19 protein-coding genes are annotated in these 24,162 nt (G+C 45.6%); 3 read left to right on the plus strand and 16 right to left on the minus strand.

Going from position 1 to position 24,162, the window contains the following annotated elements; all coding sequences use genetic code 11:
* Position 1: 1 nt before the first annotated feature.
* The 3 genes from M2444_RS15685 to M2444_RS15695 are packed head-to-tail and all read right to left on the minus strand — an operon-like array spanning position 2 to position 3,804.
* Positions 2-1,582, minus strand: a complete 1,581-nt coding sequence (locus tag M2444_RS15685) for a UDP-glucose--hexose-1-phosphate uridylyltransferase (RefSeq protein WP_280787412.1) — start codon at positions 1,580-1,582, stop codon at positions 2-4.
* A 55-nt stretch (positions 1,583-1,637) separates the two neighbouring features.
* Positions 1,638-2,624 carry a UDP-glucose 4-epimerase GalE gene (gene galE, locus M2444_RS15690; RefSeq protein WP_280787413.1) on the minus strand — a complete coding sequence of 329 codons (987 nt, stop codon included), beginning with the start codon at positions 2,622-2,624 and terminating at the stop codon, positions 1,638-1,640.
* 4 nt (positions 2,625-2,628) lie between these two features.
* Positions 2,629-3,804 carry a galactokinase gene (locus tag M2444_RS15695; RefSeq protein ID WP_280787414.1) on the minus strand — a complete coding sequence of 392 codons (1,176 nt, stop codon included), beginning with the start codon at positions 3,802-3,804 and terminating at the stop codon, positions 2,629-2,631.
* A 218-nt stretch (positions 3,805-4,022) separates the two neighbouring features.
* Between M2444_RS15695 and M2444_RS15700 the strand changes: the two genes are divergently transcribed.
* Positions 4,023-4,889: an AraC family transcriptional regulator gene (locus M2444_RS15700; protein WP_280787415.1), complete on the plus strand. Its 867-nt coding sequence runs from the start codon at positions 4,023-4,025 to the stop codon at positions 4,887-4,889.
* 86 nt (positions 4,890-4,975) lie between these two features.
* Here M2444_RS15700 and M2444_RS15705 read toward each other — a convergent pair whose 3' ends face one another.
* The 5 genes from M2444_RS15705 to M2444_RS15725 all read right to left on the minus strand — a co-directional run bounded on the left by M2444_RS15705 (position 4,976) and on the right by M2444_RS15725 (position 9,428).
* A complete protein-coding gene (locus M2444_RS15705) occupies positions 4,976-5,974 on the minus strand; it encodes an aminoglycoside phosphotransferase family protein (protein ID WP_280787416.1) in 999 nt (332 codons plus the stop codon).
* A 32-nt stretch (positions 5,975-6,006) separates the two neighbouring features.
* Positions 6,007-7,011 (minus strand): L-glyceraldehyde 3-phosphate reductase, encoded by a 1,005-nt coding sequence (gene mgrA, locus M2444_RS15710; protein ID WP_094870597.1) that lies wholly within the window; start codon positions 7,009-7,011, stop codon positions 6,007-6,009.
* 99 nt (positions 7,012-7,110) lie between these two features.
* Complete coding sequence (locus M2444_RS15715) at positions 7,111-7,851, minus strand: NAD-dependent protein deacylase (protein ID WP_280787417.1); 741 nt, start codon at positions 7,849-7,851, stop codon at positions 7,111-7,113.
* Positions 7,852-7,885: 34 nt separating this feature from the next.
* On the minus strand, positions 7,886-8,650 hold the full coding sequence (locus M2444_RS15720; RefSeq protein WP_280787418.1) for an HAD family hydrolase: 765 nt from the start codon (positions 8,648-8,650) through the stop codon (positions 7,886-7,888).
* 34 nt (positions 8,651-8,684) lie between these two features.
* Positions 8,685-9,428 carry an alpha/beta hydrolase gene (locus M2444_RS15725; RefSeq protein WP_094870594.1) on the minus strand — a complete coding sequence of 248 codons (744 nt, stop codon included), beginning with the start codon at positions 9,426-9,428 and terminating at the stop codon, positions 8,685-8,687.
* 199 nt (positions 9,429-9,627) lie between these two features.
* On the opposite strand from M2444_RS15725, the gene M2444_RS15730 reads away from it, so the two are divergent.
* The gene (locus M2444_RS15730) at positions 9,628-10,668 is read left to right on the plus strand and encodes an acyltransferase family protein (RefSeq protein WP_280787419.1); all 1,041 of its coding nucleotides are present in this window, start codon (positions 9,628-9,630) and stop codon (positions 10,666-10,668) included.
* A gap of 88 nt (positions 10,669-10,756) precedes the next feature.
* Here M2444_RS15730 and M2444_RS15735 read toward each other — a convergent pair whose 3' ends face one another.
* The 8 genes from M2444_RS15735 to M2444_RS15770 all read right to left on the minus strand — a co-directional run bounded on the left by M2444_RS15735 (position 10,757) and on the right by M2444_RS15770 (position 21,938).
* Positions 10,757-11,704 carry an ArsR/SmtB family transcription factor gene (locus tag M2444_RS15735; protein WP_280787420.1) on the minus strand — a complete coding sequence of 316 codons (948 nt, stop codon included), beginning with the start codon at positions 11,702-11,704 and terminating at the stop codon, positions 10,757-10,759.
* A gap of 144 nt (positions 11,705-11,848) precedes the next feature.
* Positions 11,849-13,243 (minus strand): family 43 glycosylhydrolase, encoded by a 1,395-nt coding sequence (locus M2444_RS15740; protein ID WP_280787421.1) that lies wholly within the window; start codon positions 13,241-13,243, stop codon positions 11,849-11,851.
* A 42-nt stretch (positions 13,244-13,285) separates the two neighbouring features.
* The gene (locus tag M2444_RS15745) at positions 13,286-15,034 is read right to left on the minus strand and encodes a glycoside hydrolase family 2 protein (protein WP_280787422.1); all 1,749 of its coding nucleotides are present in this window, start codon (positions 15,032-15,034) and stop codon (positions 13,286-13,288) included.
* Positions 15,035-15,061: 27 nt separating this feature from the next.
* Positions 15,062-16,843 (minus strand): glycoside hydrolase family 2 protein, encoded by a 1,782-nt coding sequence (locus M2444_RS15750; protein ID WP_280787423.1) that lies wholly within the window; start codon positions 16,841-16,843, stop codon positions 15,062-15,064.
* Between the two features lie 57 nt (positions 16,844-16,900).
* Positions 16,901-17,836: a carbohydrate ABC transporter permease gene (locus M2444_RS15755; RefSeq protein ID WP_094870589.1), complete on the minus strand. Its 936-nt coding sequence runs from the start codon at positions 17,834-17,836 to the stop codon at positions 16,901-16,903.
* Positions 17,837-17,851: 15 nt separating this feature from the next.
* Entirely contained in the window at positions 17,852-18,823 is a 972-nt protein-coding gene (locus tag M2444_RS15760) for an ABC transporter permease (protein ID WP_280787424.1), read from the minus strand.
* An 11-nt stretch (positions 18,824-18,834) separates the two neighbouring features.
* Entirely contained in the window at positions 18,835-20,580 is a 1,746-nt protein-coding gene (locus M2444_RS15765) for an extracellular solute-binding protein (RefSeq protein WP_094870587.1), read from the minus strand.
* Positions 20,581-20,984: 404 nt separating this feature from the next.
* On the minus strand, positions 20,985-21,938 hold the full coding sequence (locus tag M2444_RS15770) for a glycoside hydrolase family 43 protein (protein ID WP_094876590.1): 954 nt from the start codon (positions 21,936-21,938) through the stop codon (positions 20,985-20,987).
* Between the two features lie 493 nt (positions 21,939-22,431).
* On the opposite strand from M2444_RS15770, the gene ilvD reads away from it, so the two are divergent.
* On the plus strand, positions 22,432-24,117 hold the full coding sequence (gene ilvD, locus M2444_RS15775) for a dihydroxy-acid dehydratase (protein ID WP_094870585.1): 1,686 nt from the start codon (positions 22,432-22,434) through the stop codon (positions 24,115-24,117).
* Positions 24,118-24,162 lie beyond the last annotated feature (45 nt).

The following is a 24,162-nucleotide window of genomic DNA, read 5'->3' on the forward strand; positions in this document are numbered from 1 at the left end:
CTTACAACGCGCCGAAGCTCTTCACGAAACGACGGAAAGCAGCTTGCCCTTCCGGAGTCCGTTTATAGACGCCCGCGTGTTCAAGAATATGAGTAAACTTGATGCCGACTTCGTTCTGCACAATCTTGACGGCTTCATCATGCTGCAACGCCGTTCCGAAACGCTCTACAAGCTCCTGAACCCAAGCAGCATGCTGCGCAAGTGGATGACTAGGATCATTCTTTACCGATTCTAATAGCGCTTGATCTCCTGCAAGGATGCTCGCAATAGAATCAAGCTCTTCCTTCAGACGGCCTGGCAGAATTGCGAGTCCCATGACCTCAATCAAGCCGATATTTTCTTTCTTGATATGGTGCATCTCCCGATGGGGATGGAAAATCCCTTCCGGATATTGCTCGTTAGTTCGATTATTACGCAGCACAAGATCCATCTCGAAGCTGCCATCTTCTGCCCGACGAACGATCGGAGTAACGGTATTATGAGGCTGCACTTCACCATCAGCTTCGCTGAACGCCAATACTTCTGCTTCAGGATCACTATACGCTTTCCAAGCTTCATAAAGTGCATTACCACACTCCAGCAATACCGCCGGATCTACACCATTCAAACGTAATACGGACATAGGCCATTTTACGATATTAATGCTGACACCCGGATAAGATGCATGCGTGAACGTATCTTCCTTAGGCGCTTTCTGAATAGGGAAGGTATGACGTCCACCTTGAAAATGGTCATGCGTTAGAATCGATCCGCCCACAATCGGCAAATCTGCATTCGAGCCAATAAAATAGTGCGGAAAAGATTCCACGAAGCTAAGCAGCCGGTTCAAGGTATCCTTGGTAAGCTTCATTGGCACATGATCATGATGGAATACAATACAGTGCTCGTTGTAGTAAACATATGGCGAATACTGAAAGAGCCATTTCTCATTATTCAGCTGAAGTGGAATGACACGCAGGTTCTGACGCGGCGGATGATTAACCCGACCAGCATACCCCACATTCTCGCGGCACAGCAGACATTTTGGATAGACCGGCGGCGGGAGCAAACGGGCCATAGCAATTTCCTTCGGGCTCTTCTCAGGCTTGGACAAATTAATTGTCATCTCGATATCACCGTAAGGCGAATCCTGCAGCCAGTAGACATTTTTGGAAATCCGGTCCATCCGGATATAGTTGGAATCTATGCTTAATTTATAAAAGCGATCTGTAGCCGCGGAGATACCTTTTTCAGCAGCTAAACGGTTGAACTCCGCATTTACGTCTGATGGACGGGCCATTAAGAGTCCCATAATCTTAGCATCCAGTAAGTCACGGTAAGTGTCGCTATTCTCTGGAATCAATCCGATTTCAAAACCATAATCAATCAGTGTATCCAGTGGAACCTGCGGACCTGTAAGTGGACTTTGATCGACCTCGCCAACGAACGGCTCACTAAATCCGAACTGATCTAGCAGCACATTACGGCTATAGTCTTCATCAGTTGGAGCAATGAGCTGCTCACGTTGTGCGAACAGAACTAGCTGCTCAATCGCATGTAAGGCTTTCTGGTCAGTAGACGCAACCTTATTCTCGTTGTGCATTTTCAATTCTCCTTAAGTAGGGTCTCATGCTCTAGTTAAGCTATGCTAAAGCCCCTTATTCTCCGTACCCCTGCGGATTGGCAGAATGCCAGTTCCAGGCGCTTTGAATGATATTCTCTAAGTCCGCATGCTGCGGGTTCCATCCAAGGATAGAACGCGCTTTGTCGGAGGAAGCTACCAGTACAGCAGGATCTCCAGCACGGCGTTCTTGAATAACTACAGGGATTTCTAGTCCCGTGACTTTCTTTGCAGTTTCAATAACCTGTTTCACCGAGAAACCAAGTCCATTTCCCAAGTTAAAAATATTACTGCTGCTTCCGCTACGCAGATGAGTTACTGCACGAACATGGGCGTCAGCCAGATCGCTAACATGAATGTAGTCGCGCACACAAGTACCGTCTTCTGTAGGATAGTCGTCTCCGAACACGGCGATGCTCTCTCGTTGCTTCAAAGCGGTTTGCAATACTAGCGGAACCAAATGACTTTCCGGACGATGATCTTCACCAATTTTGCCACTAGCATGTGCACCTGCAGCATTAAAGTAACGAAGCGCTACATATTTGATACCCAGTACTTTATCAAACCATGCCATCATGCGTTCCATAGTCAACTTAGTTTCGCCATATACGTTTGCTGGCTCGGTACGGTCTGTTTCTTCAATCGGCACCTTTTCCGGTTCACCATAGGTTGCAGCTGTAGACGAGAATACGATTTTGTTCACGCCAGCTTTTTGCATAGCTTCCAAAAGGCATTGTGTGCCGTATACGTTGTTGTCATAGTATTTCACAGGGTCCTTCATGCTTTCACCAACCAATGAGCTTGCCGCAAAATGTATAACCGCATCAATCTCATTCTCGGCGAACAGCTTGCCAAGCAGCTCCTTATCACGCAGATCACCTTCGTACAGCTTGCCACCCAATAGTGCCTCACGATGCCCTGTTAGCAGATTGTCGATGACTACCACTTCTTCGCCGCGTTCCAACAGCTCTGCTACCGTATGAGATCCAATATACCCCGCTCCACCTGTTACTAAAATTGCCATTTGATTACACTCCCTTCAATTCTTGGACACCATTACCGATGCCGCAAACGTAGAACTCACCAACCAAACCAGATCTTGTGGTATATGCCTCGCCTACTTCACGAATGAAACGTTCTATATCATCTTCATGTACCAAGGATACAGTACAGCCACCGAAACCTGCGCCAGTCATACGGGAACCGAGTGTACCGGGAATACGCTGTGCTTCTTCAACCATAATATCCAGCTCATCACAGCTAACTTCATACAAATCACGTAGGGAAGTATGTGAGTCATTCATGAACTGTCCAAACTGCTTCAGATCATTGTTCTTTAAGACCTCAACGGATTCTAGTACACGTTGATTCTCTTCCACAACATGGCGAGCGCGGCGTCTAACAATTTCATCTGTGATTTTATCTTGATGCGCTTCAAACTGTTCACGATTGAACTGTGCCAGATAAGCAAGTGAAGGCACTTCTTTTTGCAAAATAGACAGGGCCTCATCACACTGCTGACGACGCTCATTGTACTTGGAATCTACAAGTCCTCTGCGTTTGTTCGTGTTGCCGATAACCAGTTTGTAAGCACCTGTGATGAAAGGTACCAGATTATATTCAAGCGTATCGCACATTAACAGGATCGCATGATCTTGTTTGCCATTAGCAACTGCGAACTGATCCATAATTCCGGAGTTTACACCTACATACTGGTTCTCAGCACGCTGAGACAAGAGTGCAATCTCAACGGTATCCGTGTCGCCGCCTTCGAGCGTCAGGAAAGCATAAGCAGTCACGACTTCAAGAGAAGCCGATGAGGACAAGCCTGCGCCATTCGGAATATCACCATGGAACAGCAGATCGTAACCTTTAGATACAGGAGTGTTTTTCTTCTCCAATTCAACCATTACTCCAACCGGATAGTCGATCCATTCTCCAGTTTTGCCCTTGCCAATTTCACTATAATCAATAGTTGCTTCATAAGGAAAATTAGTAGATGCAAAATTCACTTTGCTGTCACTGCGTGGACGCACAATCAACGTTGTTCCGAATTCCAAAGCTGCCGGCAGCACGTATCCACCGTTATAATCCAAGTGCTCTCCAATGAGATTAACACGGCCTGGTGCATAAAATACTTGAGCTTCTTGCTCGCTTACCCCGTACTTTTCGATGAATTTCTTGTTAAGTTCCTGTGTGCTCATTAATGCCACTCCATCCTTTCGCTGCTTCAGCCAGTGGGATTTAGTAAAGCGTTCTTTATGTATTCATTATAATAGAATCAGTCATCCTCTGATAATGCAATCATGTGTGTAATGTATGGATAAATGTGACTTCCCATAATATAATAATTACACAAATAATTAACACACCTTAAACTATAAGCCATAAAATTACAATAACACAAGAAAGGCTGTCTCAAATGGAGCATACTTATTCCGTAGGATCTAATCCCGTGTATTACGATAAACAAAATCTCCATGTACTGTTTGCTGGTCAGAGTCAGACGATTCCTATGCATCAAGCTGGCCCTAAGATTTACGATTATTATTTACTTCACTTTATTGAGTCTGGCTCAGGGGTTTTCCGTACTGAACATCATCAATATGCACTGGAAAAAGGTGACTTCTTCCTTATTCATCCAGGACAGCTGGTCAGTTATATTTCGGATAAAGATCAGCCCTGGTGCTATCGCTGGGCAGCTTTTACAGGGAGTGAGGCTGATAGCCTTGTGCTGCAGACAGGCTTTACACCTCAAAAACCTGTGGTGACTACAACTGGTGATAGCGTCATCCCAGGTGCCCTTTCCAGTATCATGCAAGCCTTCAAAGCAAACAAAGAAAGTGCCCACCTGACTTCTCTAGGGTATCTTTATCTCATTGTAGGTGAAGCTGCAGATTTACTCTCTTCCTTCTCCCGTCTTCCTGGAGCTGAATCACAGGTTAAGCGTACTGTGAAGCAAATGATCCACTACATGGCCTCCCAATATGCTCATCCAGTATCCATTGAACAAATGTGTGATACTCTTGGCTATAACCGGGCCTATCTATCCCGTGTATTTAAGCAAGAGACCGGATTATCTCCGGTGACCTACCTGCTGAAGCTGCGCATTGAAAAGTCCAGACAGCTGCTGCGTGAACGGCCCGAGCTGTCCGTGGAACAGGTAGCAGCATCCGTGGGGCTCACCGATGCTTTATACTTCTCACGCCAATTCAAACGGTTTTGTGCTCAGTCACCCACCGCTTACCGTCTCACAACGACTAGACATGTAAAAAAGACAAATCAGTAAGGGAAGCCTTTGAAAAAGGGATTCACATATTAGGCAAGTCCAATATGAGAATCCCTTTATTAAGCTGATCTTTCAGTGAGCTTCGGTTATTTTGCATATAGACTCAGATATTCAGGGTAAGCTCGTAGATGTATCTCTTTCGCCCTTTTCTGAGCCATTTCTTTCAGTTCTGGCACATGCTCCGCATCCACATAGTCAGCGAGAACATCAATCACATCATCAAGAAGCTTCGCTCTAAAATAAAACTCAATCCGTTCCATTATTGCAATGCCTGCTAAATCAATAACCAGATCTCTACAGTAAGTCCAATCTTTTGATTTATAGAGCGGCCAAAGTAGTACGGAATAATCCATGGCAGCGTCTCCAAATACCGTTAGGTCATCCCAATCAATGATCCAAAATTCATTAGGATCATTGACTAAGATATTCTGCCAATTCACATCATTGTGTACGATGTCGGACGCCTTTCTCTGAAAAGAAGGGTGCTGACTAACCATTATTCTCAAAGCTTCCACTTCTGTATCGAACCATTCTAAAGTGTCCGCCGTTACGAAGTCTAGCAAATGCTTCTCCGCTCTAATAAATTGCAGATCTTCTTCAAATCGATTGATGTATTCGTCAGTAAATGCGGCGGCATAGTTGTAGTTCTTATCTTCACTTGCAACTGCCAGCCTAATCTCTTTATCCCCATGTAATTGATGAAGTGACCTCAGAACCTTTTCAATCACTGGCAGTGGATCGGAAATGGAGCTTAATGGTTTACCTTCGATAAAATCAAACACTAAACCATAAGAATAACCAGAGGTTATTTCTTGTGTAATCTCCCTAATCAACCGTGGTGAATTGTAATTATAAGTCAAATGTTCACTGATCTTAACCCACTGTTTAAGTCCTGCTGCTTTTTGTACTTGCGAGAGTTTTAAATGACGAGAGGATTGACCATCCGTTATGCGATAAGATTGGTTTACAAACCCTCCAGGATTCCAAATATACTTAGCCTCAATCTTCGACCTGTTTAAGCCTATAGATCCCGAGTTGGCTTCGGCCCACTCTTTCACCTTGTTCTCATCTTGAAGCAACTCCATTGATGTCGCTCATCCCTTCACCCGCGTCTTCATCAAGTTCCATTCTCCGTTTGAAGAATAGTCTCAATGCGATCCAATTCTGCCTGCGAGAACTCCAAATGCTGAAGTGCAGCTATATTCTCTTCAATCTGACTAATTCTGCTAGCCCCTATCAATGCAGAAGTAATCCTCCCATCACGTAGTGTCCAAGCTAGTGCAAGCTGCGCTAAACTCTGGCCTCTTGAAACAGCAAGCTGATTTAACGCGTGGATCTTGCGCTTCACATCCGGTGTTATCCGGCTTTCATTTAACGCAGCAGAGGGTTTGGCCGCTCTTGATCCTTCTGGGATTCCATTTAAATACTTATTGGTTAACAATCCTTGAGCCAAAGGTGTAAAAGCGATACTGCCAACTCCGCTCTGTTCCAGCACATCCTGTAAACTACCCTCAATCCAGCGATCGAGCATAGAATAACTAGGCTGATGAATTAAGAGCGGTGTTCCTAAACTATTCAGAATTCTAATCGATTCGAGCGTCTGCTCCGCGGTATAGTTAGATAATCCTATATACAGAGCTTTGCCGGAACGGACAGCATGGTCAAGCGCCTGCATGGTTTCTTCAAGAGGTGTTTCCGGGTCCGGCCGGTGCGAATAATAGATATCAACATAATCTAGGCCCAGCCGCTTCAGACTCTGATCCAGACTGGCCAGCATATATTTACGCGAACCCCATTCTCCATAAGGGCCGGGCCACATGTTATACCCTGCTTTCGTTGAAATTACCATTTCATCTCGATATGGAGCCATATCACTAGCAAGCACTTTTCCAAACAGTTCTTCTGCTGAACCTGCTGGTGGTCCATAGTTGTTGGCCAGATCAAAATGAGTAATTCCAAGATCAAAGGCACGGGTGATCATTTCTCGGCCATTCTCGTAAGGATCAATTCCACCAAAATTCTGCCATAGTCCTAATGAGATTGCCGGAAGCTTAAGACCTGAGTTCCCGCAACGGTTATAACACATCTCTACATACCGTTCATCACTTGCTACATATACCATTGCTTATCCCTGCCTCTCATTGCGCGCTACTTCGTTCTTCCTTATCTTTAAACTTCTGAGCGCAATAATAATCTGACAAAAGACAAGCCATGAGAACCTCTAACCAAGCATATCCTTTACACTTCCAAGTACTTTCCCAATCCGGTCTGTAATCAAAAGATCAGCTTGATCATCAAAAGGGGTGGGGTCCCCATTCAGCAGCACCGTGCGTTTGCCCCGAAAATAAGTGACCAGACTAGCTGCAGGCTGAACTGTAAGAGAAGTTCCACCAATAATTAGCATATCTGCAGCGGCTATCGCTTCGACAGAACTAATCAGCAACGAATGGTCCAGTTCTTCTTCATAAAGCACAACATCTGGTTTGATAATGCCACCACATTCGGGGCAGCGAGGGACGACCTCAGTGGTACTTAGGAGCTGCTCCAGCCCGTAATAACGTGAGCAGTCCATGCAATAGTTACGATGAATGGAACCATGCAGCTCAAGTACCTTTTGGCTACCCGCCAGCTGGTGTAAGCCATCAATATTTTGCGTAATCACTGCCTTAAGCTTGCCCTGCCGTTCCAATTCTGCAAGCAGCTGATGCGCGCCATTTGGACGAGCAGCAGGATGAAGCATTTTACTACGGTAAAAATCAAAAAAAATGTCCGGTGAGGACATAAAAAAAGTACGGCTCAGCATCACTTCAGGCGGATAAGGTGAATTGTGTTGAGTCTGGTATAATCCTGCTGCCGAGCGGAAATCCGGAATCCCACTCTCGGTTGATGTACCTGCCCCTCCGAAAAAAACGATGTTGTCACAGTCTTTAATCCAAGAAGCAAGTGTCTGCAATTGATCCATTTGTTGTAGCACATCCTTTCCATTAGTATGCTGATCAGTAGGTGATCCTTAGCTCATTAAAGCTAGAAATAATCACATCTGCGTCAATCAAGTGATTCCCATCACCCATGTTGGAGATTCCAACGGCGAGGCGTAAGCCTGCACCTTTACCCAATTGCATATCTGCATTACTGTCACCAATTATAATCGTCACTTCAGGAGACAGCCCAAGCTCCCGGCAGGCTAATTCAGCCATTTCAGGTGCGGGTTTTCCGTTTAATACTCTGTCTCTTGTAACTACCGAATGGAAGTAATGAGCAATACCAAGCCAATCCAGATGCTCCTGAGTGGTCTTTGCGCCATCTGAGGTAACCACCCCTAGCTTGAGTGATGCAGCCGCGCACTGTTCCAGAAAAGGAAGAAGCCCTTCCAGGGGTTGTGCCGTGCGGCGTTTGCGTAATTCATACATAGCGTCCTTAGCTATACTCTTTACACGGGTCAACGCTTCATTCCAAGGAACACCCGCAGCATACAGCTGCCATGCAAGCACACCATAACTTTCTTCTTCTGTAGCCATGGTGAGCGGCCCTGCCGGATCATAACCAATCAGCTTTCCTGCAGCATCATGCTGGGTACCCAGCACTTTACTCCGATCCACGATAAAATCGGTTTCCATAATCGCAAGCTGATTTTCCATTCCACACAGTACAAGCTCGGCCCAATTCCCCCAAGTGGCTAATAGATCCAATAACGTCCCGTCTTTATCGAACAATATTCCGGTGCAGGAAACGCATTCATCTTTAATGTGTAATACTGGCATGAATTGTTTCCTCCCTCTGTTGAATGAGCCATAGCTACCTCAGATTTCCCAGCCAATCCAACAGGGCACTTACTGTGCGACTCTGCTGCTCTTCCTCAGATATTGTGGCTTCACCGTCCCCCTTCTGAGGCCCGTAGCTGCCAAATTGCGCGTGATTCCCACCTATAATTGAACTATAAACTGTGTTATCTGGCAGATAGGAACGGCCTTTGTTGTAACTGTCTCTGTCAATCACTTGATCCTCAGTACCCACAACCGACAACACTGACAAAGTAGTCTCTCGCAGACTTCCTTTGTCATCTGGATAAGAGGCTAAGAAAAACACACCTTCCAGCTGGTCCGCATGCTGAATTGCGTAACGTGAGGCCATAACACCCCCAAGTGAATGTCCACCCAGCACAAATGACTGCTTCGGATGCACACGAATGATCTCTTCTGCGGCATCACCCTTGGTTACGGCTAAATTAAACGGCATTTTGGCGATGTAAAAGGGATGCCCTTCAGCAGCGACGCTCTTCGCAAGAGGGGAATAAGCTTCCGGTTTAACCAAAGCCCCAGGATAAAATATAATCGAGGCGCCTTTAGTGATGGAAGGTTCGAACGAGATCCAATTATCATTCTGTTCGACGGTAACTCCACCACTTGAAATCAGTGCAGTTTCGGCTTCTTGAGCCGGTGCATATGGCGTTAAATATCTCCACAACAGCAATCCGGCTACAACAAGAATGATTATTACAATTAAACCAATACGACGCTTAGTTATTCTTTTCTTCAACATGCTCCACTCCCGGATGTTACTGCATATAAGAAAATTATAGTAGAAACCCACTATTCTAACAACCTTCAACACATCGCCACATTTGATACTTATGACAACGCTTTCAATAGTGAGTTAATTCACAATTCAATTGAAGAAAATCTTGTATTTTAAAATTAAATTAATCAATTTGCATACAGCACAACTTGGAGGCTAAATCATGGTAGGGGGAAACTCGCTGGAAGCGCGCGGAGGAATCTTTTTTCTCAACCTGCGTTTTATGCTTATGATCACTGTTTTTGCCGGTAATGCAATTGAACCTCTGATTAACAAAATGGGCGGAATACACGGATTATATATGTGGATTTTCAGCTTTCACATGCCGCTGTTCGTACTGGTGACCGGCTATTTCGCCAGAAAAAGCCTTGCCGGAACTACCGGCCGCAAAATCCTGCTGCAAATTGGATTGCAATACCTCATTTTTCAAAGCTTATATTCTGCACTCGACGTTTCTCTCTTTCACGTAAGCAACATCCAGCATTCCATTTTCGCACCCTATCTGCTCCTGTGGTTTCTGGCCAGTCATGCCTGCTGGCGCCTCCTGATGCTCGGAATGAGCAAATGGTCCGTAACCGCTAAGCTCCTCTTCACTGTAACAGCGGGGGTGGCTGTCGGATATCTCCAGCTGGACGGTGTATGGTTCAGCATCAGCCGTACCTTTGTATATTTGCCTTTTTTCGTTATCGGCTATCATTTTTCGTTCGAAACCTTCGTCAAGCTCTATCAGAAATATATCAAAATCATTGCAGCTGCTGCCTCTATTCTACTCTTTGCCGTCATGGCAGGATGGGGGGCGGGATTTCCCTTAGGCTGGTTATATGGCAACATGACCTATATGCAGCTTGATGCCAATGTATGGTATGCAGGCGTATACCGCCTGGGACTGTACGGACTACAAATTGTCGCTTCGCTCGCTTTCCTCGGCCTTGTACCTTACGGAGCGAGCCGCATGACCGACTGCGGGCGCCGCACATTGTATGTCTTCCTGCTTCATGGTTTTATCGTTCGTCTGGCCGCTGTTTCCGATATTTACACCTATATTGGCAATGCTGCTGGGGCAGTGGTTCTGCTGCTCACCGCCGTATTATTCACCATATTGCTGGCTCAGCCGTCAGTTAAACGTCTCTTTCACCCGCTGATTGAGCCGTCCGTTGACTGGATGATCACCCTTCAGCGTGCCGCCCTAAGGCGCACACTCTGACTTTACATCCAGAACGAACAAATCAAGGCGGTTCCTTGGATACGAAGATTCGTTTCCGAGGCCCCCCTTGATTTGTTCATCTCCTAAGCTAAAGCTCTACTTCATCCTGATCCATTGTATATTTTACTTTCATCATAATATGTTGTTCATAATCACCAAACTGGCGCCCGAACAGGTTCAGTCCGCCCTGATGAACTGCATCAGGATTGATTCCGATGCGCAGCCGCAATTTGGGGCTCCGGTTTATCAGAAGATCATTTAAGGAAACATTCGACACCTTCTCCATATCAAGCGTCGTCTTTTCATTGTCAACACGCCAGGTCTTGAGAAACCCGTATTGTGTGGATCCATCCCACCACCAATTAGGATTCAGCTTACCCCGCCGGTCACCGAAATCACCAGGACTGGTCCACATGCCGATCTCGGAACCATTCACCCATACGGAAATGTTCGAAGGCCAATTCTGGTCATAATTCGGAGCTTCGGAACAGATCTCCATTGATAATTCAAGCGATTCAATTTGTGCTCCGGAGGGGATATCCATAGGCAGCAAATATTCCAGAAATCCTTTGCGGAGCCAGATCAGCTGAGCGTTGACATGTTTTGGGTGATAGAAGCTCGACGGTTCATCTTCTTTGATAATAAGACCCTCGCTATTAGCCATCCCGCAAGTAGGAGATACCTCACAGTCGCTATAATGACCGATTGGCATCTCTACTTCATAGACTTGTGTTAATCCCTTTGACATTGGTTCTTTCAGATTCAAGGCAATATGAAGATCATCATAATTCCGGCTGCAGACTTTCATCGCCCCGCGTGAAGCCGGAAGCAATTCTGTATGAATTAACTCTGCTGCTTCTAATACTTTGATGTTGCTGGCTACTGTCGACACTGGAAGCTTCAGCTTCTCAGCGATTTCAATAATGTTTAAGTTTTTGGAGTTTAAGAGCCGAAGAATATCAACCCTAGAACGAGTTGATAATGCATGCGTTACTTTGACTAATTTTTCCGGGTCGTTTAAGCTAAGTTCCAGCACAAATCAGCTCTCCTTGTATCCTAATAATTATCCTAATCTTACTTCTTAATGAGATGAAAAACAATTACACCAACAGGTCCTTTCACCTAAAATGACCTCCGGAAAACCGGAAGCCATTTCATAGGTCTCTTTGGTTTGTTCGATTCACAATGGCTTAATATCAATGAAATCAATTTCTCCGTAACCATCGCCTTTGGTAAAACGAAGCTTGTTCATGCCTGCCTTCAGTTGAATCCGTGCTGTGGACAGCCCCCAATTCTCCCACCCTTTATTGGTGATATAAAATGGGCTGGATGGTCCTGCATTGACACTCAGCTGAAAATCCGACCAATTCCCGCCAGCCGTTCCATTCGCCGTTCGAGCCAAAAGAATATATTCGCCTGCGGCTGCCGCATCAACTGAAAATTCCACGTAACTGTCCGGCGTATCAATATGGCCAGCCTTCAGTCCACCCGAGCCCTTGGGACTAGAAGAAGCATAGGCAATACCGCCAAACGCCCCTTTTTCCGCTTCGTAGCGGGTATGCATGGTTTCACCTGAAGGTAAAGCTATCGGAAGATTAGGGTTAACAGGAATACCCAGATTAGGGGTATGATCAGCATTCCAGCTTAATTGCTGCATCCGCACCTCGCGGTTCCAGCCTGCGTTATTGTATTTGGCGACATGGTACATAATCCAATCCTCTTGGCCGTCAGGAGACTTAGTAAACGAATGGTGTCCAGGTCCGTAAAGTCCATTGCCTGAGTAAAAGATAGGCTGAATGCGTTTATGCCATGATGCCGGATTTAACAGATTACTGGAGATGTCTGCGGTGATCAGTCCCAGACAATAATCATTGGTCCAGCTTCCACTTGCCGAATAGACCAAACTAATGACTTCTCCATTTATAATCACCTGCGGTCCTTCATTCACATATGGGGAATGATTCGTTTCCCAGCTATACGTTGGTCTTGAAATCTCTACGCGTTCGGAATCAATAGTCCAGGGATTACTCATATGCGCGATATAGAGATTCTGCCGCACATTGACATTCTCCTCCCAGCCGGACCAGATAAAATACAGCTCGCCGTTCACTTGCAGTACAGTACCGTCTATAGCCCACATATTGCTTGAATCTGTAATCTGGCCTTTATACTGCCAAGTTCCCTGCATCGGATCTGCCGCTGTGTTCTCCATTACATGCATGCGGTGGTTGACGTTATCTCCATCGTCCATCGCATAGTAAATATACCAAGCTCCGTTTATATAATGCAGCTCAGGCGCCCAGATACCGCTTCCGCCCGTGTTGACAACTTTTGTAGGCGCTGCATCAATAGTGGTCAACTGGGCTGACTTCCAGAGGGTAACATTACCGCCAGTTGTTTTGGTGAAATAATAGAAGCCATCTGTATGTTTATATACCCATGGGTCCGCCCCGTCCTGCATAACCACGTTGTAAAAGTCATTATGATCAGAGACTGCAAGGGTCGCCTTCCCCATTGGAAGAATAAGAAGGACACTTAAGGCGACCAGACATTTTTGCCGGAAATTCACTTTCATAATCTATCACATTCCTTTCGAATGAATAGTTACGTAGCGCCTCTAATCTTCAATTGCAGCCTTGCGCGCATTGATGCGGCGGATACGCTCCGGATCGAACTTCGGCTGTCTGTCATAAGTGTGCAGTCCATTGACTTCCTGCTCCACATCGTACAGCTGGGTATAGCAGAATCCAAACATCAGCGGATGATCCAATAGTACATTCGTCAGCCCCTCGTAGCGTTCGATAAACATTTGCTCTGAGGTCGGTCTGTCCCCATACCCCCATGATTTCTCATCTTTCTGCTGTGGGTTCCACCAAATTCCGCCATATTCGCTGATGAAGTAAGGTTGACCTTCATACGTTTGGCGAGCCGGGAAGGTATTAAATACTTCACCGCCATGCTTCATCGGTTCATATCTTTCCCGGAACGTCTGCGGATTCTGGTCATAGTCATGAAGATCAAAGATATCTGTAGCCACATGGAAGTTACCGCTCGTATCAATTACCGGACGAGTTGGATCCATACATTTTGATACGTCATAAACAATCTGGAGCACAGCGTTATGCTGTTTCACACCGTCCCGGTCCCAGGTCTCATTAAAAGGACACCAGCCGATCAGCGCAGGATGATTGAAATCACGCTGCATACCTTCAAGCCATTCCGGCAGGAAGTGCGATAGACTATCAGCTCCAGTAATATCCAACCCCCAATTGGCATGTTCTCCCCAGACAAGATAACCTAATTGGTCAGCCCAATAAAGATAACGCGGCTCAAAAATCTTCTCGTGAAGTCTCGCACCATTAAAACCAAGCCCCATCGAGATTTCGATGTCTCTGCGCAGATCTTCATCAGTAGGAGCGGTATAGATTCCCTCCGGATAGAAACCTTGATCCAACACTAACCGCTGAAATACGGATTTTCCATTGATCCGGAATTTCATCCCATCCAGTCGTACAGTGCGGAGTCCAAAATAAGAATGGACGACATCACTCTCCCGTCCCTGACTATGCAAAGACAGCTTCAGGTCATACAATCTGGCGTTTCCAACTTCCCATAAGTGAATCTCTGTCAGTGGAATCGTAAGTTTTATAGAGAGCCCGGAAACAATCACACTGCTGTCCCCAACGGATTTGCCGCCATAAAGAGCAGTAGCGCTAAGTATATCTCCCGCTGCGTTCCCTTGTACCTTCATTTCCAGATGTACGCAGCTATTGTCGGGATCAGCGATAACTTTCATAGTAGACAGATAGGTTTCAGGCACTTGCTCAAGCCATACCGTCTGCCAGATTCCTGTAGTGCGTGTATAATCACAGCCATGCGAATGGAACTGTTCACTCTGCTTGCCCCGCGGCTGTCGTCCCGATCGAACGTCGTCTTCAGCATATACAGTAATCACATTACTGCCCGGTAAAAGATTAGAAGTAATATCAAAGCTAAACGGAGTATATCCTCCGCGATGCGTACCTACGGATACTCCATTCACCCAGACCTCTGCCATATAATCAACGGCGCCAAAATGAAGGATAACTCTGCCATTTATCCAGTTCTCCGGCATATTAAACTCCCTTTTATACCATACGGCAGCCATAAAATCTTTGTATTCTACACCGGACAGCTTGCTTTCCGGACAGAAGGGCACAGTAATTGTCCCTGAGAGATTATGTTCGTTAACAGGGTATCCGCGTTCCTTCCCACTTTTGCCATGATCAATTTCAAATTGCCACTGGCCGTTCAGATTGATCCACTCTGGTCGAACAAAGTCAGGGCGGGGATATTCAGGACGTGGAAGCGTTACTTGTTGTGTCATGGTGTAACTCCTTTTAGTAATCGTTATTTATTGGATATGCATCATGATATTGCGGATCGCTTCAAGCGGAGCTTTGGACTGTCTATCATAGGTGAGCAGTCCGTTGATTTCCTGCTCGACATCCGTCAGCTGAGTATAGCAATAACCTTGGATCACCGGGGAAGTGAACATCGGGTCAACCACTGCCTTGAGCTTCATCAGGAAATCCTCTTCGTTCTCTGCCCCAGAATAACCCCAGCCCTCCCACTCGCTTTTCTTGAAGGCAATTCCACCAAACTCGGATACGAGAATCGGCTGGCCTTGATACGAAGCTCCACCGACGAATATTTTGCGGTTGGCCGGCATCGCATTTACAGAAGATTCTGCCGTGGCATATCTCTCCTCCAGTACTTCCTGATGGCTCTCATAGTCATGAATAGTTACCAGATCTGTAGTCATATGCTCCCACCCATCGTTATACACAACAGGTCTCATCCCATCCAAGGATTTCGTTAAATGATACATTGCCAATCCGTGCTGCTGCTGGCGTGTATCAATCTGGACATTGGGAACACCCCAGCTCTCATTAAGCGGAACCCAGGTCACGATACAAGGATGGTTATAGTCGCGCTCAATGATCTCCTGCCATTCCTTCGTGTAGCGGCGCACATACGCCTCGGAATATTCATAAGCATTAGCCGCCTCACTCCATACCAACAGGCCGAGCTTATCACACCAATACAGGAACCGGGGGTCTTCTGTCTTCTGATGTTTTCTCACCCCGTTAAAACCCATTTCCTTTGTCAGCTGGGCATCACGTTTCAGCTCTTCGTCTGTCGGTGCAGTTAATATCCCGTCAGGGAAGTACCCCTGATCCAGCACCAGTCTCTGGAAATATGGACGGTTATTCAAGCATAGCTTGCCATTTTCAATCGACACCTTGCGCATGCCGAAATAACTCACTGCTTCATCAACTACTTCCTCATTTCGAAGCAATTGGAATTGAATATCATACAAATTCGGATGCTCAGGGCTCCATAAACGTCCAAGACCATGATCCGCAAAATCACCCAAGCCGATAGTCCGCAGCTGCTCAGCATTCAGGACCAAATATTGATCTTCTGCAATCACTTCACCGTCATACGATACCGTTATGCGCAGCTTGAGCTGCTCAGCAGACTTAAATCCTTGCAGAAATGTCCGAAGCCGTATTTCATTGCGGTCAATATCAGGTGTCATCATAGCTTTGCTCAGATGCACTGCAGACAGCGGTTCAAGCCAGACACTCTGCCAGATTCCGGTTGTGCGGGTATAGAAGATGGCAGCAGACTGTTCCAGCCAATATTGCTTGCCCCGCGGCAAAGTGACATCCCGGCTGAAATCCTCTGCGCGCAGTATAATAGTATTACTTCCTTTAATTAGCGAAGGAGTGATATCAGCCTGAAATGGCGTATGTCCGCCTTCATGCATGGCCACCAGCTGACCATTCACCCAGACTTTTGCCAAATAATCAACGGCGCCGAAATGGAGGACAATCCTTTTCCCGTTCCAACCCTCAGGAACTTCGAAAGCTCTTCTATACCACACAACATCATGAAAGGAAGGATCTTCAATTCCGCTCAGCTTGCTCTGAAATGCAAAGGGCACTTGAATAGCCCGTGAAAATAGACCCTTAATGTCCGCCCGATACCATTGTTCTTCCTCACCGACATCTTCATCATCAAACGTAAAATCCCATTCTCCATTTAGGCTAAGCCAATCCTTACGGGCAAATTGGGGTCTTGGATATTCTGGACGTGGAACGGATGTGCTGCTCGCTTCTGTCAACATGGTGTACTTCACTCCTATTAATAATTCTATATAAGATGAACTTGGGGGTTTTGCCCGCTATCCTTTGATCGAACCTACGTAAACACCTTTAACAAAATATTTTTGCAAGAAAGGATATACCATTAATATAGGAAGCGTAGAAACGACGATCGCACAATACTTAACCAGCTCGCGGAAAGCCGTCTGGCTCTGGGCACTATCGATGACTACACCGCCTGCACTGCCGATCGAGGTTGCGGTTGCATCATTAGCTACTAATATTTCCTTCATTAATAGCTGCAGCGGGAACAGCTGTCTGTCCTTCAACAACACCATCGCATTAAACCATGAGTTCCAATTCCCAACTAAATAGTATAAAAAGATTACAGCCAGCGTAGCTTTGGACAGCGGCAGAATCACTTTCGTTAAAATATGGGCCTGACTTGCCCCGTCAATGGTAGCCGCTTCTTCCAATTCCTGCGGAATGGCTTGAAAGCTTGTTCGTAAAATAATAATGTTCCATGTACTTAAAGCACTTGGCAAAATCATAGCCCACAAATTATTGTACAAACCAATATCCTTCATTAATAGGAACCAGGGAATCAACCCGCCACCAAAGAACATGGTGATTGTAATCAGGATCATGATGAAGTTTTTGAAATACAAACCTCGTCTGGACAATACATAAGCTCCCAGAATGGTCATGATCATGTTGACTAATGTGCCTAACCCTACATATATAATCGTGTTTTTATAGCCGTTGATCAGACTGTTATCTTTAAACACCAGCTTATAGCCATCCAAAGTGAACCCCAGCGGTCTTAGCAAGATTCCTTTATGGGCAACTAATGAGCTAGGATCACTGACGGAAGCAAACAATATATGCAGGATAGGATAAAAGCACACCAGCGTTAATGCGGTTAATAAGGCATACAGTGAATAGTCGAATATTCTGTCCCCTGTGGATCTATGCTTTCTGATTTTTTTCGATTTAGGCTGCAGATTATCTTTCATGGCTGTCCCTCTTTCTTACCATAAGCTGGCCTCGGATCTGCGTTTGGCTATACTATTGGTCATCCACAGTAGCCCGAAGTTAACAATCGAACTGATTAACCCCACCGCCGTAGAATAACTGAGACTGGCTTCTCTTAAGCCGCGACGGTAAACATAAGATGCAATGACATCAGCAGTATCGTAAATCAGAGGATTGTATAGCAGAATAATTTTCTCGTAGCCGGATGACATTAACCCTCCAATTGCAAAAATGAACAAGATGATGATCACCGGGCTAATCTGCGGCAATGTAATATGCCACATTTTCTTTATTCTTCCTACGCCATCGATTTCAGCTGCTTCATATAAAGAAGTATCAATTGAGCTCATCGCAGCGAGGTAAATGATACTGTCCCAACCAATGCTCTGCCAAATGCCAGAGAATGTATAAAGCGGCCGGAAGAAAGAAGAATATCCGAGCAGTGAAGAATATTCTTTTCCGGTAATAAATTGCAGGATTTGCGTAATAATCCCTTCATCCGCAGCAAAAATATGGATGATCCCGCAGACAACCACGAGTGAAATAAAGTGAGGCATATAGGTAATGGTTTGAACGGTTTTCTTAAACTTAGCCCCACGAATTTCATTCAGCATTAAAGCTAAAATAATCGGCGCTGTAAATCCGAAGACGATTCCCCAAACATTAAGCAGCAAGGTATTCTTAACAACTCTCCAAAAATACGGACCTTGGAAGAAATCAATAAAGTGCTTGAACCCTACCCACTCGCTCTGGCCAAACCCCAGCAGGGGTTTAAAATCCTTAAAAGCGATCATAACCCCCCACATCGGCCCGTAGCAGAAAATCAGGAACCACGCCACTACAGGAACGGCCAACAGATATACAAACCAGTTTTTTTTCAAATCTTTCTCAATCACTAGCTTGGTATTTTTAGGTTTAGCGAACTCAGGAATCGGCTTTATTTCTCTATTTTTTCTTAATATCTCCATAAAACAACCACCTATCGTTTGTTATATCGATCTAAGGCTGCCTGATGGATATTTAGGAATTCATCCAGTCCCATATTCTGAGCTTCTTTCAAGAACTTATCATAGGCATCAACCGACAATTCTCCCATTACAATCTTTGCAAAATACTCTCCACGTAGAGTTGACAATTGGTTACCAAGTTCAGCTTCCCGTGAGGCCTCCTCTTTGGTAAAGGAAATCGGCGGCATGGCCATGCTGGTATCCATATTCTCAGTCCAGTATTTCCGGATATCTCCGGAGTAGCTTCCTTTGGTAGCAATCAGCGGATTGGCATGATGCTCGTCACGGATATTCGGCCAATTATGCATACGGTATTTGAATAACGTAGTCGATACCGGCTGACCTTCAGGATCCTTATAGATATAGCTGTTCTCCGGATAATAAGGCATTCCCGCCTCATCAATTAGATGTACCGTTCCATACTCGCCAAAGTTAATCAATTCCCAGCCCTTTTTACTGTAATTGAAATCAAGCCAGGCCATTGCCGCTTCCACATTCTCACTTTGGGTAGTGATCGCAGCTTCGGTCCCTGCTCTTTTAAAATTCTTGTATGTGGTAGCAGATTTATCCCCTTTATTCAGAACCGGGTTCAGCGCCCCCACAAAGTCGATTCCGCTTTGCTCTTTCCAATAACTCCACATCGTATCCGGAGAATCCATCATCACAGCGGTGTCCCCCGAAATAGCGCTGGCCATTCTTTGGTTAAAATCTGCCGTCGCCCAGTCCGGGTTCAACAATCCTTCTTTGTTCCATTGCTGCATAGTGGTCAAATATTCCTTAGCTTTCGGCTGCGCCGGCCCCCAGGCTACTTTGCCGTTCTTATCAAGGAAGGTCCAATCCCAAACTCCATAAGCACCATTTATGATGCCGGTGAAGATCTGCCCATAAGTAGATCCGTAATTGAGTGGAGCTTTGTATCCAACTTCCTTTGCTTTTGTCAGGAAGGTATGCCATTCGTCAATCGTATTTGGAACCTCAAGCCCAGTTTTATCCAGCGCCTCCTGCTTAATCAACGTCCCAAACCAAGTCCACTCCGAGTATGGGGCAATCCCATAAAAACCGAGCAGCTTGCCGTCATCCGTGACCGTGGTTTTTCTTCTTGATTCATCCGAATTGCGCCACTTCGTATAGTTCGGAGCATTTTTTTCCATCAGATCAGTCAGATCGATATAAGCACCGTCATTTACACCTGCTTCAAGTCCCCCTGGGTAGCGTCCCGGCTCAATGATAATATCTGGCAGATCACCGGAGGAAATCATCAACGTAAAGGCATCCGCTTCCTGGCCGATTGGCGGCGTGATGAAGTTTACTTTGATGCCCGTCAATTGCTCGACCTGCTTCTGGACGGCATGATTGTTCATATCCGGAATATTAGAATTCGCAGGCATCCATACATCCAGAACCACATCACCTTTAACAGGGTAAGCTGAGTAATCATTTGGAATGACTTCATCGAAGACGTCGCCGAGGTATGTATCATTCAAGGAATGATTAACTTCGTCGATTTGCTCTTGGGTTGGGGCTGTATTGCCGCGTATGTCCGCGCTGATATCTGTAAAATCAACCGGGTCTTTGGCTGTGCTCTCTTTCTCTTTGTTGTTGGAGACACCTTTATCCGCCCCATTGTTTGCACTGTTGCCACTACATGCTGTTACAGTCGAAATGATCAGTATTAACACAAATAAAAGACTAAAATAACGCTTTGCATTGTTCTTCATACTTAACCTCCCACTATAAAATATTTGCCACAACGCCTTAAGCAAATCCAAAGCTTGGAACCACGCCCTTTTTGCCACGTAGATAGCTCCCCTTGATTAATACAGTTTTTCTGTATCTCAGATCGAATTATAAGCATCCAAAATCAAAATGTCAACGCTTTCATACAATATTTTTGTAACCTTATGAACTTTCCTCAAATAAATATATGACTATATCACGCTACAAATCTATTAAAAAACATACCAACAAATCTACACATTTATGAAATAACCCTTATTAATCAGGCGTTTTCCGTCAATTATTATGGACGACGATTAAAAATATCCACATTAAATGAAAAGGCCATTCATTACAGTTTTCCTGTAATAAACGGCCTTTTCAATCTTGATTTTATGTTTTAATGTTACTCTCCCGATGGCGCAGTCTGAGCAAGCGTATCACTACAAGGTACCCCAAAATCCGGTGTTCCATCCACATTCCAGCCAAATTTCTGGATACGGGTTGCGCGTAAAGACACATCCGCTCCAGCGGAAGGAAGCGCATGATAGACTATCCAATCTTCCTCGCCGTCAGGAGATCGGGTGAAACTATTGTGTCCCGTAGCAAAAATCCCGTTCTCAACACTTTTGCAGAATACAGGTGACATTGATTTCTCCCATGAGAGCGGTTGCAAAGGATCTGCTGCTTCGCTCATGGTGAGCATACCTAGTGCGTAATCCTCAGACCACGTCGTACTAGCCGAATAAACCATGAAAATACGATTGTTTCGCTGCAAAATAACCGGACCTTCGTTAATCGCCATGCCACCTTGCTTCTCCCATGACAGAGTTGGAGCTGTGAGCAGATGTTGCTCACCTTCCAAGGTCCATGGATTACTCATTCGCATAATGTATATGGCTGACCCATAATCAGGGAAATGACCATATCCCGCATACAGAAAGTACAGCTGTTCCCGCAAAGTCATTACTGTTCCATCCAACCCTGAGACAGGTGTCTGCAGTGCACCTCTCCATACCCACAGTCCTTCCAGCGGATTAGCCGTTTCATTTTCCAGCACGCAAATCCGCCGAGACTCGTCGCCTCCTCCGTCATTCGCAGTGTAGTAAATGTACCATTTGTTATCCAAATGATGAATTTCCGGCGCCCACAGATTGTAACTGTAGCTGCCCCCAGGTTCGGGAGACCAGATCACTTTCTTGTCACCCTCTGCAAGACCGGTCAATGTTCTAGATCTCGTCAGCTCCAGACATTTACCTTTCGTTGCCATAAAGTAATAATAGCCATCGGTATGTTTGAATACCCACGGGTCTCCCGAGCTTGCTACAATTGGATTTAAAAAAGTTGTACGCTGTGACATTCTCTTTTCCTCCTTAGCTATTCATCCCCGTACAAACAATCTACCACGGCGGTAATTGTAGACGAATCCCGATTTTCCAGCACCTCCCATAAAATAATAATTCCCATCATACTCAGCTCTCCTAAAGTTGTCTAGAGTGGCAAATAGATCCATCAGAACCCTGATCTATTTCCAAATAAAGCACTTTCCTTACGAAAATGGGCTTTTCCTTCACTTCCCACGCTCTTCGTCAATCGACAAATCTCACATTGTCCGGTAGAAAAAACGTGCTCTTTGTGATAGACTCACTAATAACAATGACTTCTCCGTTCATTTTAGGCGGTAACTGTTTATACCAAAACAGCGGCTTTTTTTATAGAAACGGCATCGCTTTTCTTATTCAGGAAGCAGGTCCCCGTTCTTTCTATAAACCGTATATACGCAGGTCTTTGGAGTTCATTGCGTTAATGCGACACTATATTTGATTGAAATTCATTTAGGGGGGAATGTCATTATGGCAGCCAAGAAAATGCGTTCAGACATGATTAAAAAAGGCTTTGACCGTGCTCCACACCGTAGTCTCCTGCGTGCAGCCGGAGTAAAAGAAGAAGATTTCGGAAAGCCGTTTATTGCGGTCTGCAATTCCTATATTGATATTGTTCCAGGTCATGTGCATCTTCAAGAGTTCGGTAAGATTGTTAAGGAAGCGATTCGTGAAGCTGGCGGCGTTCCTTTCGAATTCAATACGATCGGTGTTGATGACGGTATCGCAATGGGACATATCGGTATGCGTTATTCCCTGCCAAGCCGTGAGATCATCGCTGACTCCTTGGAAACTGTCGTTTCCGCGCATTGGTTCGATGGCATGGTCTGCATCCCTAACTGCGATAAAATCACACCAGGCATGATGATGGGCGCATTGCGTGTCAACATCCCGACCATGTTCGTAAGTGGCGGTCCAATGAAAGCCGGCGTAGACAGTAAAGGTAAAAAACTCTCCCTTACCTCCGTATTCGAGGGCGTAGGTGCTCATCAAGTTGGAAAAATCAATGATGCTGAGTTACTTGAATTAGAACAATTCGGTTGTCCTACCTGCGGATCTTGTTCAGGAATGTTCACTGCCAACTCCATGAACTGCCTTGCAGAGGCACTTGGACTGGCATTGCCAGGTAATGGTACCATCCTAGCTGTAGCCGATGAGCGCAGAGAATTTGTACGCAGATCTGCTACTCAACTGATGGAATTGATTAAGTTGGACCTTAAACCAAGAGATATCGTAACTAAAGAATCACTCGATAACGCGTTTGCACTGGATATGGCAATGGGCGGTTCTACTAACACAGTACTGCACACCCTTGCCCTGGCTCAAGAAGCTGGTATCGATTATCCGCTTGAACGCATTAACGAAGTGGCTAACCGGGTTCCTTATTTGGCGAAGCTGGCTCCAGCATCCGATATTTTCATTGAAGATGTGGACCGCGCAGGCGGCGTTAGTGCCGTCTTGAATGAATTGCTGAAGAAACCAGGTGCTCTTTACGGAGACTGCATGACAGTTACCGGCAAAACATTAGCCGAGAACGTAATCGGTCATGAAATCCAAGATACTTCCGTCATTCATAAGATCGATAATCCTTACTCCGAAAGAGGCGGTCTCGCCGTCCTATACGGCAACCTGGCTCCAGAAGGTTCCATCATTAAAGTAGGTGCAGTTGATGCTTCTGTTGGTGGATATCACAAAGGTCCTGCGATCTGCTTTGATTCCCAAGAATCCGCACTCGAAGGTATCGCTAACGGTAAGGTTAAAGAAGGTCATGTAGTCGTTATTCGTTATGAGGGTCCAAAGGGTGGACCGGGTATGCCGGAAATGCTAGCTCCTACTTCTCTAATCGTGGGGATGGGTCTTGGTGCTAAGGTCGGTCTGATTACAGACGGACGTTTCTCGGGGGCTTCCCGCGGAATTAGCATCGGTCATATCTCTCCAGAAGCTGCAGAAGGCGGTCCAATCGCTTTTGTTGAGGATGGAGACATCATTGAACTGGATCTCAACAACCGTAAGATTGAATTGCTGGTTGAAGAAGAAGTTTTGGCGGTTCGCCGTACCGGCTGGAAAGAGTTTGAGCCTAAAGTTAAGACTGGTTACCTGGCTCGCTATTCCAAAATGGTTACCAACGCAAGTAACGGTGCAGTCCTGAAGATTTAATTAGCAAACCCGAATTCTAGTTGTTCCTTGCATACAAGAGCAGTC

Source organism: Paenibacillus sp. PastF-3, from assembly GCF_029893135.1.
GTDB classification, from domain to species: Bacteria; Bacillota; Bacilli; order Paenibacillales; family Paenibacillaceae; genus Paenibacillus_AQ; species Paenibacillus_AQ nitricinens.

What these genes read in the sequence shown, in the direction of transcription:
- M2444_RS15685 (WP_280787412.1), bottom strand. Translation starts at nt 1,582, where the DNA reads ATGCACAACGAGAATAAGGTTGCGTCTACTGACCAGAAAGCCTTACAT.
- galE (WP_280787413.1), bottom strand. Translation starts at nt 2,624, where the DNA reads ATGGCAATTTTAGTAACAGGTGGAGCGGGGTATATTGGATCTCATACG.
- M2444_RS15695 (WP_280787414.1), bottom strand. Translation starts at nt 3,804, where the DNA reads ATGAGCACACAGGAACTTAACAAGAAATTCATCGAAAAGTACGGGGTA.
- M2444_RS15700 (WP_280787415.1), top strand. Translation starts at nt 4,023, where the DNA reads ATGGAGCATACTTATTCCGTAGGATCTAATCCCGTGTATTACGATAAA.
- M2444_RS15705 (WP_280787416.1), bottom strand. Translation starts at nt 5,974, where the DNA reads ATGGAGTTGCTTCAAGATGAGAACAAGGTGAAAGAGTGGGCCGAAGCC.
- mgrA (WP_094870597.1), bottom strand. Translation starts at nt 7,011, where the DNA reads ATGGTATATGTAGCAAGTGATGAACGGTATGTAGAGATGTGTTATAAC.
- M2444_RS15715 (WP_280787417.1), bottom strand. Translation starts at nt 7,851, where the DNA reads ATGGATCAATTGCAGACACTTGCTTCTTGGATTAAAGACTGTGACAAC.
- M2444_RS15720 (WP_280787418.1), bottom strand. Translation starts at nt 8,650, where the DNA reads ATGCCAGTATTACACATTAAAGATGAATGCGTTTCCTGCACCGGAATA.
- M2444_RS15725 (WP_094870594.1), bottom strand. Translation starts at nt 9,428, where the DNA reads ATGTTGAAGAAAAGAATAACTAAGCGTCGTATTGGTTTAATTGTAATA.
- M2444_RS15730 (WP_280787419.1), top strand. Translation starts at nt 9,628, where the DNA reads ATGGTAGGGGGAAACTCGCTGGAAGCGCGCGGAGGAATCTTTTTTCTC.
- M2444_RS15740 (WP_280787421.1), bottom strand. Translation starts at nt 13,243, where the DNA reads ATGAAAGTGAATTTCCGGCAAAAATGTCTGGTCGCCTTAAGTGTCCTT.
- M2444_RS15745 (WP_280787422.1), bottom strand. Translation starts at nt 15,034, where the DNA reads ATGACACAACAAGTAACGCTTCCACGTCCTGAATATCCCCGCCCTGAC.
- M2444_RS15750 (WP_280787423.1), bottom strand. Translation starts at nt 16,843, where the DNA reads ATGTTGACAGAAGCGAGCAGCACATCCGTTCCACGTCCAGAATATCCA.
- M2444_RS15755 (WP_094870589.1), bottom strand. Translation starts at nt 17,836, where the DNA reads ATGAAAGATAATCTGCAGCCTAAATCGAAAAAAATCAGAAAGCATAGA.
- M2444_RS15760 (WP_280787424.1), bottom strand. Translation starts at nt 18,823, where the DNA reads ATGGAGATATTAAGAAAAAATAGAGAAATAAAGCCGATTCCTGAGTTC.
- M2444_RS15765 (WP_094870587.1), bottom strand. Translation starts at nt 20,580, where the DNA reads ATGAAGAACAATGCAAAGCGTTATTTTAGTCTTTTATTTGTGTTAATA.
- M2444_RS15770 (WP_094876590.1), bottom strand. Translation starts at nt 21,938, where the DNA reads ATGTCACAGCGTACAACTTTTTTAAATCCAATTGTAGCAAGCTCGGGA.
- ilvD (WP_094870585.1), top strand. Translation starts at nt 22,432, where the DNA reads ATGGCAGCCAAGAAAATGCGTTCAGACATGATTAAAAAAGGCTTTGAC.